The sequence below is a fragment of the Pseudodesulfovibrio profundus genome, from assembly GCF_900217235.1.
Lineage (GTDB): Bacteria > Desulfobacterota > Desulfovibrionia > Desulfovibrionales > Desulfovibrionaceae > Pseudodesulfovibrio > Pseudodesulfovibrio profundus.
Window position 1 is genome coordinate 1,525,001 of record NZ_LT907975.1, and the last position, 13,955, is coordinate 1,538,955.

Genomic DNA, 13,955 nt, shown 5'->3' on the forward strand with positions numbered 1-13,955 from the left:
AAGCTTCTGAAGTACGGGCAGCAATGTAAGCACTGCGATTGTATTCGGTATGAAGGAAGAGAGCATAGCGGTGGCGCATATTATATAGAATACCAACCGCCCACTGCCGCCACGGCTCTTGTGCAAAACCCAGGTAACGAAACTGCTCGTCAACCGAGTTGCAGCCATCAATTGATACACCAGATAACCTCCCCCAAAGAGGAGTATCAGCGGTAGCCGATGCCAAACATATGTGCTCATATCACCAAAAGCGTCCACAGCGTGTCCTTGTTATGCGAAACGATTAACCATTTTTACATGGATTCATTTACGCGACAATGTCAACGAAATCCCGGCCGTGAAACCAGTGACTTGACAACAATCCGGCAAACGTCCCACCAAGACACATTCAACATCAAGTGATTATATTACAGCGGCTTATACCATTTTAACTAGAAGCGCTGTTCGCCGCTTCCAATGTCACCCATTATCCAGTATAGCTTGAGGTCGTTTTTCAAACTCCACATTTTCGAGGTTTTTTCGTGGCCGAATTCGTCCATTTACATGTTCATACGGAATACAGCCTGCTCGACGGAGCAATCCGAATCAAAGACCTGCTTTCACAGGCCAAGGATTTCGGCATGCCTGCCGTGGCCATCACAGACCACGGATCCATGTACGGCGCCGTTACGTTTTACATGGCTGCTCAGGAAATGGGCATCAAGCCGATCATCGGTTGCGAGGTATATGTCGCAGCCGGTGACATTGACGATGAAAAGGCTCACGAAAAGAAAGAAAAGGGTGGCGGCTACCACCTTGTCCTCCTTGCCAAGAATCAGCTCGGCTACAAGAATCTGATCAAACTCGTTTCGACCGGCTATCTGGAAGGGTTCTACTATAAACCCCGTGTATCCAAATACCTGCTCAACAAGTATTCCGAAGGGTTGGTCGCTCTCTCCGCCTGTCTGGCAGGCGAGGTGCCACGCAAGCTGATGAACGAAGGACTGGATGCCGGCGTGGAAATGGCCCGTGAATACGAGTCCATCTTTCCCGGCAACTTCTACCTCGAATTGCAGGACAACGGCATTGGCGACCAGACTCGGTTGAACGATCTGCTCATCAAGTGCGCCGAGAAGACCAACCTGCCTCTGGTGGCGACCAATGACTGCCACTACCTGACCGCCGAAGACTATGAAGCGCACGACACCCTGCTCTGTATCCAGACCCAGACTACGGTGGATGCGGAAAAGCGCTTCAGGATGGATACCAAGGAGCTGTATTTCAAGACCCCCGAGGAGATGGAACAGGCCTTTGCCCATGTCCCGGAAGCCATAGCCAACACACAGAAAATTGCAGAGATGTGCAATGTGGAGATTGAGCTGGGCAACTATTATTTCCCCCACTACGAGCTCTCCGAAGGCGTATCGAACCTTGATGAAGAATTCATCAAGCTCTGCAAGGAAGGTCTCCAGAAGCGTCTGGACATACTCAAGTACGATATTGATGAGGATGTTTACTGGAAGCGCCTCGATTACGAACTCGGCATCATCATCGAGATGGGCTTCCCGGCCTACTTTCTCATCGTTCAGGACTTCATCAACTGGGCCAAGGACAACCGCATTCCGGTCGGGCCGGGGCGTGGTTCGGCAGCGGGCTCCATTGTTGCGTGGGCGCTGAAGATCACCAACATCGACCCCCTCCCCTACGACCTGCTGTTTGAACGATTCCTGAACGTCGAACGTGTCTCCATGCCGGATATCGACGTCGACTTCTGCGAACGCCGCCGTCTGGAAGTCGTCAAGTATTGTGCCGAGAAGTACGGTCACGACCGTGTGGCGCAGATTACGACCTTCGGAACCATGAAGACCAAAGCGGTTATCAAGGATGTCGGGCGTGCCCTTGGTCTATCCTTTGGCGAAACCGACCGCATCGCCAAGCTGGTGCCGGACGACCCGGGAGTCATGGCCAAGCTGCTGGGTGTGGAAAAGGCGAAGATCAACGTACCCAACGCCGTCAAAGGCGTAGTCGAACTGGGCGACATGGTTGCCACCGACCCCAGAGTCGAAAAGCTCATAGATATTTCAACCCGTCTGGAAGGACTCTGCCGCCACGCGTCAACACACGCGGCGGGTGTTGTCATTTCCGACAAGCCCATGACCGAATATCTTCCTCTCTACAAAGGGAAGAAGGGTGAAATCGTAACCCAGTTCGACATGAAAAAGGTCGAAAAAGCCGGACTGATCAAGTTCGACTTCCTGGGTCTGCGGACCATGACGGTCATCGAGGACTGCATCGACATCATCCGTGAGCAGGGCAAGGATGCTCCGGACCTCGACACTCTCCCGCTGGATGACCAGGCGACGTACAGTGTTTTCGCACGAGGCGACACCGATGGCGTATTCCAGGTTGAGTCGTCGGGGATGCGCAAGTATCTGAGGATGTTGCGTCCTGACTGCTTTGAAGACATCGTCGCCATGCTCGCCCTGTACCGTCCCGGCCCGCTGGGCATGATCGGCTCGCATGGCGTCAGCATGGTTGATGAATTCATCATGCGTAAACATGGTGAGATCGAAGTCACGTATCCGCATGAATCGCTGACAGACACGCTCAAGCCCACCTACGGCGTCATGGTCTACCAGGAGCAGGTCATGGCCACGGCAATGACCATCGCCAACTACTCGCTTGGTGAAGGTGACTTGCTGCGTCGTGCGATGGGTAAGAAGATCGCCGAGGAGATGGCGAAGCAGCGCTCCCGCTTCCTCGAAGGCGCACGGGAAAACAAGATTCCCGACAAGACCGCCAATGAAATTTTCGACACCATGGAAAAGTTCGCAGCCTACGGCTTCAACAAGTCGCACTCGGCTGCGTACGCGCTCATTTCGTATCACACGGCGTACCTCAAGGCGCATTTCCCTGTGGAGTTCATGGCTGCTCTCATGTCCACGGAAATGAACAACACGGACAAGATCATCATGTACGTGAACGCCTGCCGGGATATGGACATCAAGGTCAAGCAGCCGGACATCAACGCGGGTATGGCCCGGTTCTCCGTGCTCGAAGGGGATATCCTTTTTGCCATGGCTGCCATCAAGAACGTGGGTGAGGAAGCGATCAACGAAATCGTGGCCGAGCGCAACGAAAATGGTCCCTTCAAGGATATCTTCGAGTTCTGCGAGCGCGTGAACCTTCGTCGAGTCACCAAGCGTGTCATGGAATCTCTGATCAAGGCAGGAGCACTGGATTGCTTCAACTGCTCACGTGCCGCGCTCCTTGAAGATCTGGAAAAGGCTGTTGCCTACGGCCAGAAAAAGGCCAAGGAAAAGGATTCCGGCATGATCAACATGCTGGGAATGCTTGGCGGTCAGGATGAAAAGATCGAGGCCATGTCCCCTACCTGTTCATCCTGTGAAGAATTTGATGACCGTGAAAAGCTCAAAATGGAGAAAGAGGTCCTCGGCTTCTTTCTGTCCGGCCACCCGTTGCTGGCCTACCGCCACGAACTGATCCGCCTGCGAACCTCCACTCTGGAGGAATGCAAGACGATCCCCAATGGCAGCGAGGTCCGTGTGGCTGTCATCATCCCGGACTACAAGCAGATTCTCACCCGCAAGGGCGATCCCATGGCCTTCTGCATGGGCGAAGACCTGCTGGCGTCCGGTGAGATCACCATGCTTCCCAATGTGTGGGAAGAGGCCAAGGAAAAAGTCGATGCCGACCGTCCGCTCTTCATTCAGGGCAAGATCGACCTGCGCGAAGAACCGGGACAGGAAGACGCACCCAAAACAGCCAAGATACTGGCTGAAAAGGTCCTGTTTCTGGCTGATGCCGTACAGGGCTCGGACCAGCCGGTTTCCCTGTGGGTTGGCGAAAAAAAATGCAACGAGGAACACCTGGGCGCGCTGCAGGGTCTCATCCGAAAGTATCCGGGCAGCACCGCGGTCAATCTCGGGGTTATCACTCCTGAATCCGTTGTAACCCTCAAGCTGGGCAACGGCTGGCAGGTCTACCCGGGCCGTGATTTCTGGAAAGACGTGGAGAAGTGGCAAAACGGTGATGCCATTCGATTCCAGGCGGAGAATGAGTAATCCGCATTTCATGAGTATCTAGCTACCATATCAGCATTATTGTTCTGTATGCCCCTGTCTCACAGCCGTCCCAAACGGAGTGACTGACAGGGGCTTTTTTTATCTTTTCAAGAGATAATAGTGATTACTAAGTCGACACTTTGTCGGGTTTATTTACACATTTTGCATTACCCTCAATTACTAACCGATCTAAAAACCAGACTTTTCCACTATGGTTTATTTTATGCATGCGAATAATACACACAGGAGGACATCATGAAGAACATATTCGCCCTTTTTATATTGCTCCCCATGCTGCTGATTGCTGCCCCTAAGGACGCAGAAGCATTGATATATCCCGACCCGACCACTTCGGCTTTGCTGTATGGAGACTTCTACTCCTACTCCTTGCCGGTTCTCGCCTATTTATATGATAGGGATGTCGACTCGGTCGGCACCGGTCCCACAAACCCGTACTACGTTGCTTCCGGCCCCGGTCAGATCAAGGATGGCGTGGTTATCGCCACAGGCTCGACAGGAAAGCCGGTCAATGAAAACTTCGCCGGAATGGATGATGCCTACCCGACTCCCAACAGCTCGGGTACTTCGGAATTTTCCACCGGCACGACGACTGATCCCGACCCGGCCCTGCCTTATGACAGAGAAGACACCTGGGATACCACCATCAGTGCACTCACCAACTATCTTGATGGCGGCATGCCGTTTTTCTACTTCAACAACAATCAGGAAAATTCCGGCGATTCCCTGAACCAGAACCTGTGGGTATGGGGACAGATCGAACTCTGGAGTTCGGCCGCAACAGCCGATCCCATTTACTTTGAGCTGGTCAGCCACCTCGGTGGCGGAGCTGGAGAGTTTGCCGGAGAGTTCGGTGGCGATCCTTACACCTACCTGGCTCACGCATACAGTGACGCCAACTGGGAACCCACCCAGTTTGACGATTACATCCTTTCAGGCGGCGATGTCTGTCTGGACGGCAATGATGCTCCTGTGAGCTGTGACTCCGAAGACGTTGCCTTCGGCCCGGAACCGCACAACCTCGGTGCCGATCAGGCAGCTTACGCAGTCATGTCTCCTGAACTGAATGACTTCCTGAGCGAATGGTCCGATCAGAGCATGTACGACATGATGTCCATTGACATCCGCATGCATTCCCTCAACAGCGGATACGAACAGGCATTCATCCTGTCCGACACCGTCCTGGAACCTCGCACCGTCGTCCCCGAGCCGACAACCTGGATGCTCATGGGAATCGGTCTCCTGGGACTGTTCTTCATCCGTAGAATGCGCCAAGCGTAGGCACAACAACAGTCGATGTCCGAAGCCCCGCCCCGGCGGGGCTTTTTGCTTGTTGACAAAGCGCGTCCCTCACCTCACCATGCCGCATGCACGATTCACTGAAGGAACTGAATGAACGACACTGGCGGTTTGTGGAAGAGCGAAACTGGCAGAAACACCAGACTCCCAAAAACCTCGTCATGGCCCTGACCGGCGAAGTCGGCGAGCTGAACGAGCTGTTCCAATGGCTGACAGTCGAAGAAAGCCGTAATGTTCAGGGAGAGCAAAAGGAAGCGGTGGCTGAAGAGTTGGCCGACATCCTCATCTACCTCGTCAGGCTGTCGGACGAACTGGGAATCGATCTGGTTGCGGCCGCTCACGAAAAATGCGAGAGAAACGACCGCAAGTACCCGAAAGAAGCGTTCCAGGGCAATGACAAACGCCCTCACGAATATAAAAATTCCAAGAAGTAGGTAACAACCATGCCCGGCAAATGGAAACTGACCATTACCCAGGACTTTTCCGCTTCGCATCAACTGCGCAACTATGGCGGCAAATGCGAAAACATGCACGGCCACAACTTCGGTGTCGAAGTGGTGGTTGAAGGAGACAAGTTGGACGAGAAGGTCCAGTATCTGGTCGACTTCAAGGAGATCAAGCGCCGCACCAAAGAGGTGCTGGAAAAGCTCGACCACAAGCACCTCAATGAAGTGGAGTGTTTCACCGAGGTCAACCCCTCCTCCGAGAACATCGCCATGTTCATCTATCAGGAACTGAAAGGGAACATGCCGGAGAACGTCCGCCTCTCCGAGGTCTCGGTCTCTGAAAAGGATTCCTCCAAAGCCACCTACTGGGAAGAGTAACCCATGGCCGACCCCAAGAAAGAAAAGCGCGGAGATATCAACGGCATGTCTTTTGGCCGGATCATGACCTCCCTGCTCATTCCCAAAGACTCCCGTTCCAATCCGAAACGGATAATCAGCGGCATCGCATTTCTGGCGTTCATCTGCTTTTTCCTCCTCTCTGCCCTGGGGCGCGGTTGCCAGCGCGAGACTGAAGTCCAGCAGCCGGAACAACGGATCAGCCAGTCCACCATTCAAACCGATTCCATTCGCTCATGAAACTTGTCATCCAGCGTGTTTCCGAAGCAACTGTTGCTGTGGAAGGAGAAACGGTAGGCCAGATCGGCACCGGCTTCATGGTGCTCGTGGGGTTCGGCCAGGAAGACACCATGGAGCTGGCCGGTTCACCCGTGTGGAAGAAGCTTATCGACAAGCTCATGAATCTTCGCGTCTTTCCCGACGAACAGGACAAGCTCAACCGCTCCCTTACCGATATCGGCGGCGATATCATGCTCGTATCCCAGTTCACCCTGTACGCAGACTGTCGGAAAGGACGCCGCCCATCATTCACGGGAGCGTGTCCGCCGGAACCGGCAGAGGCGCTCTTTGACCGGTTTGTTGAGGATACTCGCAGCGTGGCGCCAGCCAATGTCGCCACCGGCAGCTTCGGCGCCATGATGGATATCAGCTTCACCAACTGGGGGCCGATCACCATCATCCTCGATTCCAACGACTTCTGATACAGGCTGACTGAACCGTTTCGGTTCACCTGGCGAAAGCAACACGCTTTTTCAGACCCTCTATGGACAAAATCACTGGTGATGGCTACATAGGGCCAATGCAAAAATCCACGGCTTGGCCCAAATTCGACAAAGCACAACCACGTATTCTTCTGCTGACCAGTCAGTATTTTCTGATTGGTGAGTTGCAGGCCGCTTGTGAGCGACTCGGCATCGAACATCTTCTCATGGATTTCGACACTAAAGAGATGGACCTCGACACGTTTGTCTCGAAGATGATCAGTACGTTGTCATCGTTCAAGCCTGACTTTGTATTGACGGTCAACCACCTCGGCGTCGACAGGGAAGGCTTTCTGCCCACCCTGCTCAACAAGTATGACGTTCCGCTGGCTTCCTGGTTCGTGGACAACCCGCATCTCATCCTCGGCGCCTACAACAACCTGCACGAAGCCAAGACCGCTCTGTTCACCTGGGACGCAGACAACATGGAATCGCTCAGGAAGATGGGCTTTGACAATGTTTTTCACCTGCCGCTGGGAGCTGATCCCACCCGACTCGTCCCCAATCGCCCTGAGCCTGTGGAAGAATGGCGGGCACCCATTTCCTTTGTGGGCAACTCCATGCTCACCAAGACCATCAAACGCATCGAGGCGGCGCAGCCCTCACAACGGCTCATCGAGTCGGGCATGATCGTGGCCCGCGCATTCGGCCAATCGGACGAACCCAATGCCGGACGTTTTCTCAAACGAAATTTCCCTGAACTGCGCGATGATTACGAGGCACTGGCGCACCCGGTACGGCAACAGGCCTTCGACACATTCATCACCTGGCAGTCAACGCTCATGTACCGACTGGACTGCATTCTTCGCATCCTCGACTACTCCCCGCTGATCGTGGGTGATCCGGGCTGGAAGGAACTGCTTCGTGGACGGGACGGCTGGCGGTACCACAGTGAACTTTCCTACTATCAGGACCTTCCGGACTTCTACCCGCTCAGCGACATCAACTTCAACTGCACCAGTCAACAGATGAAGGGAGCGGTCAACCAGCGCGTTTTTGATGTCCCCTGCTGCGGCGCGTTCCTGCTGACCGATTACCGGCGGCAATTGGAAGACCTGTTCGAGCCGGGCCGTGAAATCATCTACTATAATGAACCGGATGAGATTCCGGGCCTTATCGAGATATACAAGGATGCACCCGAGAAGAGAAAGCGTATCGCAGACGCTGCTCGCAAGCGCATTCTGGCCGAACATACCTATGACCACCGCATGCTCTCCCTTGTCGATTGCATGCGAAAGACATTTGCCTAGGACATTCCCGTGAGTGGAAAACCGATTCTGATCCTGCAAATGCAGCGCATGGGCGATCTGATTCTCTCCTATCCGTTGATGATCTGGCTGGCGAGGCGCTACCCTGGGCAGCGTATTTTCGTGGCAGCGGAAGAGTCATTCTACAAGCCGCTCATGAAGCTCTCGCCACAGGTGAGCTATGTGCCGTGGGCTGGCAGTCATGTACTCAAGGAACACGAGTACGAACTGGTCATCAATCTTTCCATTCAGGAAAAGGCCGCACGACTGGCCCATGATGTCAGGGCGGAGACCAAATACGGCCCTATCCAGTCCCCCTCCGGCGTGCGTACCGTACAGGGCGACTGGCAACTGTATCGCACGTCGCTGGTTCGCAACAACCTGTACAATCGATACCACTGGGCAGAACTGAACGCGCTGGATGTCATTCCTTATAAGGACATCGCTGAAACCAAATTTGATGTGCCACGGACTCTCCCCGCCGAATCCAACAAGGTCGGGGTTTTTATCGGTGCAAGTGAAGAAGCCAAGCGCCCGTCTGCCGAGTGGTCTGCGTCCTTTGTCACGGAACTGCTCAAACGTGGTTTGCGCCCGGTGCTCTTTGGCGGCCCTGCAGAAGTGGAACTGGGCAAGCAAGTAGAACAGGCTGCCGGGATACCGCTACTCAACCTGTGTGGTCGCTTCGGACTCGATGAATTCAGTGCGATCGGCCAGACACTGGCCCTGTTCATCACGCCGGATACCGGCCCCATGCATCTGGCGGCATGGACCGGCCTCAAATGTCTCAATCTCTCCATGGGCAATGTCAGCCCGTGGGAGACAGGCCCTTACACGCCGGGACATTTTGTATTGCGCTCAAACATCTGGTGCGCCAAGGGGTGCTGGCAGTGCACCCGCTCTCGACTCTATTGCCATGATTCTTTCAATCCCAAACGTATTGCCGCACTGGTCAAACGAATCACTGCGGGCGACTCGGTCGACAAGCTTTCTAAGCTGCAACTCCCCGACCTTGATCTGTCCCTGTCTTCCAAGCAGGATGGATTGTATCATCTGCAACGACTGGGTGATACCGGCTCAGACCCTGAACAGCGACTCTCCCGCTTCTGGCAATCATTCTTCGGACACCGATTCGGACTGTGGTCTGTGGACAAACCTCACAAGGCATGGGAATCCGTGGCGTCAACGACGGAAGAGAGCGCTGCATCCATCCTCACTCACATCCCTGAAATTACGCGCCAATTCACCCACGGATTGAAGACTGGCTATCTGCACGACGATACGTTCTGGTCATCCAGTCCGGCCGAGGTGCATCCTTTTACCGGATATATCCACATGATGCTCGAAAACGACAATTACGAGCCACATGCGTGGAAGACTGCCATGACCCATCTTGAAGCACTCATTTCCTGCTGCCGCTGATTCTTTTTTCCGCATACTGGCGGTTTCTTCCTACCTGAAAAACAGCTAACACGCTGAAATACAGCACTTTCAACTTTGGCACGCCTTTTGATGAATACAAGGCCGAAGGAGTTGAACATGCAAAATATTCCCGGCATCGCCTTGGAAAAGGCCACAGAACAGATGAAGACCCTGACGTATTCCAACGTCAAGACCACTACGCAGCACCAATTGTTTGCGGATCTGTTCAATCAGCATTCCAACAGAATTGAAGACGAGCTTGCACTCAAGCCTGTTGCCACCAAGGAGCAGGTGCTTGAGGCTGCACCCGTTGTCAGCGAAGAAAAGCATCAGCCCACCTCCGTCGCCAATGAGGAAGCCCCGGTTCAACAGGCTCCTGAAAAGCCGGCGGCCGAGGGACGTGACCGCGACAAGCGCATGACTCAGGAAGACCTGAATGCTGTTCGTGACGACCTCAAGCAATACGGAATGACTGAAGAGGACATCGCCGAGATCGAAGAAGAGGTCAACAGCGAAGACGGCATGACCTGGGGACAGTTTGTTTCGACCATCGCCCACAAGATGAACGAGATGCGCAAGGTATCCCTTTCTGACGAGCAAAAGGACCAACTCCATACATTTTTCGCCAAGTTCGGCTTCACCGAAAAGGAATCCACCAAGCTGATCAAGCAGCTTGAGAACGGACACCAGGACAAGGTGATGGCCGCCCTTCAGCAGAAGATCGACCAGATGCCCGAGCAACAGCAATTGCTGTTCAGCAAGGAGCAGATCGAAGCGTTTTCCGCAGCCATGAACTTCTCCAAGGAGTTCACTTCCAAGATCAAGGAAGCTTTTGGCAAGAATATGATGGCCAAGGATATGAAGGAAGCCTTCACCATGATCCGTCAGGAAATGGCGAACATGGACAAGAAGGATCAGGAACTGGTCCGGGCCGTTGGTAAGACCTTCCTTCAGGCCATGGGCAACACGGCTAAGGATTCCACCGCAGCCAAGGACCTCGGCGAAGCCGTAGACCTGAAGCCGCGTGTGGGCGAAGACCAGCCCCGCCCCGACGTCAAGCAGGAGTTCCGTGAAGCGGCCGACAATCGCAAGGACGTCTTGCCCGATGCCAACGCCCGCAAGAGCAGCCAGAAGGTGATGCCCGAGCAGGCGCAGCAGGACATGACCGACCAGAACATGGATAACGACTCCAACAGCACCTGGAACAATTTCTTCGGCAAGCTGCAGGATGACGGCAGTGGTCAGAAGGGCGCACCCCAAATCAAGGCAACCACGGAAACCATCGAATCACTCCTGAAGACCGGTCTTGCCGAGGCGCAAGCCGCAGACAAGGCTCGGGCATGGGAAAAGATTTCCGCCCCCAAGGTCATGCGTCAGGTGGAAAATGCCTTCATCCAGACGATGAATAACGGTGCAAAGCAACTCACTCTGCAACTCACCCCTGAAGCGTTGGGCAAGCTGTCCGTCATGCTGCAGGTCAATGGCAAGGAAGTGAGCGCCACCATCCGGGCAGAGAGTGCAGACGCTGCCAAGGTTATCGCAGAAAACATCGATATCATTAAGAGTTCCCTCGAAAGCCAGGGGCTGAAGGTTGACAAGCTGGACGTCCAGACCGGTCTCTCAGGCTCCAATGACCACAACAATTGGGCAGGTCAGGATCAACATAACCTGGCCCGGGAACGGGAAGCCATGATGGCCATGCGCAACCATATGCGACAAATGCGCGAGGAAAGCGGCGTTCTGGCCCAGGACATGCAAAACGTACGTGAACAGGTAATTAATTCCGACCAACGACTGTACGTCGTCGCGTAGCGAGGTTCATCATGTCTTATATCGATAATTCCGGAGTCATTCTTGGAGCGCAGGAAGAGCGTCTGGCTGCTTCCAACACGCCCGAAAACAAGACCAGCATGGATCAGGACGACTTCCTGACCATTCTTGTGGCTCAGCTCACGCATCAGGATCCGCTCAGCCCGATGCAGGATACGGACATGACATCTCAGTTGGCCGAATTCTCCAGCCTGGAGCAGCTCACCAACATCAATGAAGGCATTACCGGCCTCAATGACAACATGACCCAGAACGACATGCTCTCCGCAGTCAGCTTTATCGGCAAGGAAATCAAGGCCGAGGGCTACCGGGTCTCTATCGATGAAGGTAATGTGTCTTCCATCTACTACGGATTCGGCGAGCCGGTCTCTTCCATCATGATGAACATCTATGATTCCGAAGGCGCCATCATCCGCACCGTGGAGCTGGGCAGCAAGAAGGCTGGCTCCTACCAGTATGAGTGGGACGGCAAGAACGAAAAGGGCGAGGTCATGCCTGACGGTTCATACGGCATCGGTATGCTGGGTGAAGACGCTGAAGGCAAGCCGGTCATGGTCCAAACAGAAATTTCCGGGAAGGTCGATGCAGTGGTCAACGAGGGCGGTACCCAGTACCTGCGCCTCAAGGACGGCCGCTTCGTGAGCTTCCTCAACGTCAAGGAAATCGTCGATCCAGGCAGTGAACAGGTCACCACTCCGGACGATTCGACGGAAGAAACCGTACAGTAATGTAATCACTCCGGGCATTGTGGCCCGGGACTCTTGGAGAAGAGATTTAGGAGGTTATCATGGGTTTGACAGCATCATTATACTCGGGAATCAGCGGCTTGACGACGCACTCCCAGCGGATGACCGTCATCGGCAACAACCTTGCCAACGTCAACACCACTGGATTCAAGGGCACTCGGATGTACTTCGAGGACCTGCTGAGCCAGGATTTTTCCACCGTCAACGGTGTCGGCCAGGTAGGACGAGGCGTCAGAGTCTCATCCATCTATTCCGATTTCGGTCAGGGAGCGTTCGAGGCGTCCACCGAAGCAACCGACATGGCTATTTCCGGTGACGGATTCTTCATGGTCAAGCCGATTGGTCAGGAAGACACATTCTACACCAGAGCGGGCAACTTCCGCTTCGACAACGACGGCTACCTGGTCGATCCTCACGGATACGCCATCCAGGGATGGGAAGTCGAACAATCTTCCACCACTGTTTCCACCAGCAGCACATCCACTTCCACGGCCACCAATCAGACCCGCATCATCGGCACGCCGACAGACATCCGGCTCGACAATTTCCAGTCCTCGCCCAAGTCCACCAGCAGCGTATCTGTGGTAACCAACCTCGATCCCTCTGCGGTCGACAGCTCAACAAGCGCGAACAATCCGTATTTTTCCATGTTCGAGAACTGGAATGGTGCTGACGACGTACCCATTCCGTCCGCCAACTATGCCTACTCCACCACGCTGAAGGTATATGATGACATCGGTACCGGTCACAACCTGACCGTCTACTTTGATCCGGTCACCATGAGTAACGCCGGCGGCAACACCGTCTGGGAATACATGGTAACTGTCGATCCCAACGAAGACCAGCGGATGCTCTCCGGTGCCGACGGCAACATGACCACTATCGGTCAGGGCGCAACCAGTGCGGCCGGTGTCCTCATGATGGGTACACTCACCTTCACGACCGGTCAGCTTTCCGGCATGTCTGCCTACACTCTTAAGAGTAACGGTGGAGCCAGTGGCGGCCCCAAGAATCTGGACAACTGGACCCTGGCAGATTTCTCTACCACCGGATACCCGGTCTTCACCGCCAACTTCCTGGGCAAGTCCAACGCATCGACTGCAGAAGCAGCCAATGCCACCCCGATCCAGATGGATTTCGGCATCGCCAACAATGACCTTTCCAGTAATGGGAACGGTTCGGTAACCAAGGGTTGGTCCTCTGCACTCGGCACGCTGCCTACCAATGCCAGCGCCGCCCAGTTACAGAATATCGACAACGCAGGCTGGCTGCCGAACTTCAAGGATCGTGATGTCAGCGCCCTGGCAACCCAGAGCTACGACACCGGCGGCTCCTCCACTCTGTTCCAGAGCCAGGACGGATATTCCGCAGGTATCCTGCAGAATGTCTCCATCACTCGTGAGGGTGTCCTGACCGGTCACTACTCCAACGGACAGGTTCTGGAACTCTACGCCATTACGCTTGCCACGTTCACCAACGAACACGGTCTGCGACGCGAAGGCGGCAACCTGTTCACGGATACCCGCGATTCCGGGCCTGCACTGACAGGTCAGGCCGGATCATCCGGCAAGGGTACCGTCGATGGTAACGCCCTTGAAATGTCCAACGTGGACATGGCCAACGAATTCGTTCGCATGATCACCACCCAGCGTGGTTTCCAGGCGAACACCAAGGTCATCACCACTACAGACTCCATGCTCGGCGAAGTAATCGCCATGAAGCGCTAATA

At 54.5% G+C, this 13,955-nt stretch carries 12 protein-coding genes (1 of these 12 cut by a window edge); 11 read left to right on the forward strand and 1 reads right to left on the reverse strand.

Annotated features, from left to right (window positions below; all coding sequences use genetic code 11):
- Positions 1-240, reverse strand: the 5' end (the start) of a protein-coding gene (locus tag DPRO_RS07300) for an SLC13 family permease (RefSeq protein WP_232005737.1). The gene continues 990 nt to the left of window position 1, outside the view; the window shows 240 of its 1,230 coding nt (coding positions 1-240); it begins with the start codon at positions 238-240; its stop codon lies beyond the left edge, outside the window.
- A 281-nt stretch (positions 241-521) separates the two neighbouring features.
- On the opposite strand from DPRO_RS07300, the gene dnaE reads away from it, so the two are divergent.
- From dnaE to DPRO_RS07355, 11 genes are all read left to right on the forward strand, one after another.
- Entirely contained in the window at positions 522-4,064 is a 3,543-nt protein-coding gene (gene dnaE, locus DPRO_RS07305; RefSeq protein WP_097011449.1) for a DNA polymerase III subunit alpha, read from the forward strand.
- A 255-nt stretch (positions 4,065-4,319) separates the two neighbouring features.
- Positions 4,320-5,363: a PEP-CTERM sorting domain-containing protein gene (locus DPRO_RS07310; RefSeq protein ID WP_097011450.1), complete on the forward strand. Its 1,044-nt coding sequence runs from the start codon at positions 4,320-4,322 to the stop codon at positions 5,361-5,363.
- 86 nt (positions 5,364-5,449) lie between these two features.
- Positions 5,450-5,815 carry a nucleotide pyrophosphohydrolase gene (locus DPRO_RS07315; RefSeq protein ID WP_097011451.1) on the forward strand — a complete coding sequence of 122 codons (366 nt, stop codon included), beginning with the start codon at positions 5,450-5,452 and terminating at the stop codon, positions 5,813-5,815.
- Between the two features lie 9 nt (positions 5,816-5,824).
- Positions 5,825-6,205, forward strand: coding sequence for a 6-carboxytetrahydropterin synthase QueD (queD, locus tag DPRO_RS07320; RefSeq protein WP_097011452.1), 381 nt, complete (start codon positions 5,825-5,827; stop codon positions 6,203-6,205).
- Positions 6,206-6,208: 3 nt separating this feature from the next.
- Positions 6,209-6,463 (forward strand): hypothetical protein, encoded by a 255-nt coding sequence (locus DPRO_RS07325; protein ID WP_097011453.1) that lies wholly within the window; start codon positions 6,209-6,211, stop codon positions 6,461-6,463.
- Entirely contained in the window at positions 6,460-6,924 is a 465-nt protein-coding gene (gene dtd / locus DPRO_RS07330) for a D-aminoacyl-tRNA deacylase (protein WP_097011454.1), read from the forward strand. Before DPRO_RS07325 ends, dtd begins: the two co-directional genes overlap by 4 nt.
- 62 nt (positions 6,925-6,986) lie before the next feature.
- Complete coding sequence (locus tag DPRO_RS07335) at positions 6,987-8,234, forward strand: CgeB family protein (protein WP_232005738.1); 1,248 nt, start codon at positions 6,987-6,989, stop codon at positions 8,232-8,234.
- A 9-nt stretch (positions 8,235-8,243) separates the two neighbouring features.
- Positions 8,244-9,650, forward strand: coding sequence for a glycosyltransferase family 9 protein (locus tag DPRO_RS07340; RefSeq protein ID WP_173806761.1), 1,407 nt, complete (start codon positions 8,244-8,246; stop codon positions 9,648-9,650).
- 117 nt (positions 9,651-9,767) lie between these two features.
- Complete coding sequence (locus DPRO_RS07345; RefSeq protein ID WP_097011455.1) at positions 9,768-11,462, forward strand: flagellar hook-length control protein FliK; 1,695 nt, start codon at positions 9,768-9,770, stop codon at positions 11,460-11,462.
- Positions 11,463-11,473: 11 nt separating this feature from the next.
- On the forward strand, positions 11,474-12,208 hold the full coding sequence (locus tag DPRO_RS07350) for a flagellar hook assembly protein FlgD (protein WP_097011456.1): 735 nt from the start codon (positions 11,474-11,476) through the stop codon (positions 12,206-12,208).
- A gap of 59 nt (positions 12,209-12,267) precedes the next feature.
- On the forward strand, positions 12,268-13,953 hold the full coding sequence (locus DPRO_RS07355; protein ID WP_097011457.1) for a flagellar hook protein FlgE: 1,686 nt from the start codon (positions 12,268-12,270) through the stop codon (positions 13,951-13,953).
- Positions 13,954-13,955 lie beyond the last annotated feature (2 nt).

Excerpts from the sequence above, each read along its gene's own strand:
- DPRO_RS07325 (WP_097011453.1), top strand. The coding sequence starts at position 6,209 with ATGGCCGACCCCAAGAAAGAAAAGCGCGGAGATATCAACGGCATGTCT.
- queD (WP_097011452.1), top strand. The coding sequence starts at position 5,825 with ATGCCCGGCAAATGGAAACTGACCATTACCCAGGACTTTTCCGCTTCG.
- DPRO_RS07310 (WP_097011450.1), top strand. The coding sequence starts at position 4,320 with ATGAAGAACATATTCGCCCTTTTTATATTGCTCCCCATGCTGCTGATT.
- dtd (WP_097011454.1), top strand. The coding sequence starts at position 6,460 with ATGAAACTTGTCATCCAGCGTGTTTCCGAAGCAACTGTTGCTGTGGAA.
- DPRO_RS07345 (WP_097011455.1), top strand. The coding sequence starts at position 9,768 with ATGCAAAATATTCCCGGCATCGCCTTGGAAAAGGCCACAGAACAGATG.
- DPRO_RS07350 (WP_097011456.1), top strand. The coding sequence starts at position 11,474 with ATGTCTTATATCGATAATTCCGGAGTCATTCTTGGAGCGCAGGAAGAG.
- DPRO_RS07355 (WP_097011457.1), top strand. The coding sequence starts at position 12,268 with ATGGGTTTGACAGCATCATTATACTCGGGAATCAGCGGCTTGACGACG.
- DPRO_RS07335 (WP_232005738.1), top strand. The coding sequence starts at position 6,987 with ATGGACAAAATCACTGGTGATGGCTACATAGGGCCAATGCAAAAATCC.
- DPRO_RS07315 (WP_097011451.1), top strand. The coding sequence starts at position 5,450 with ATGCACGATTCACTGAAGGAACTGAATGAACGACACTGGCGGTTTGTG.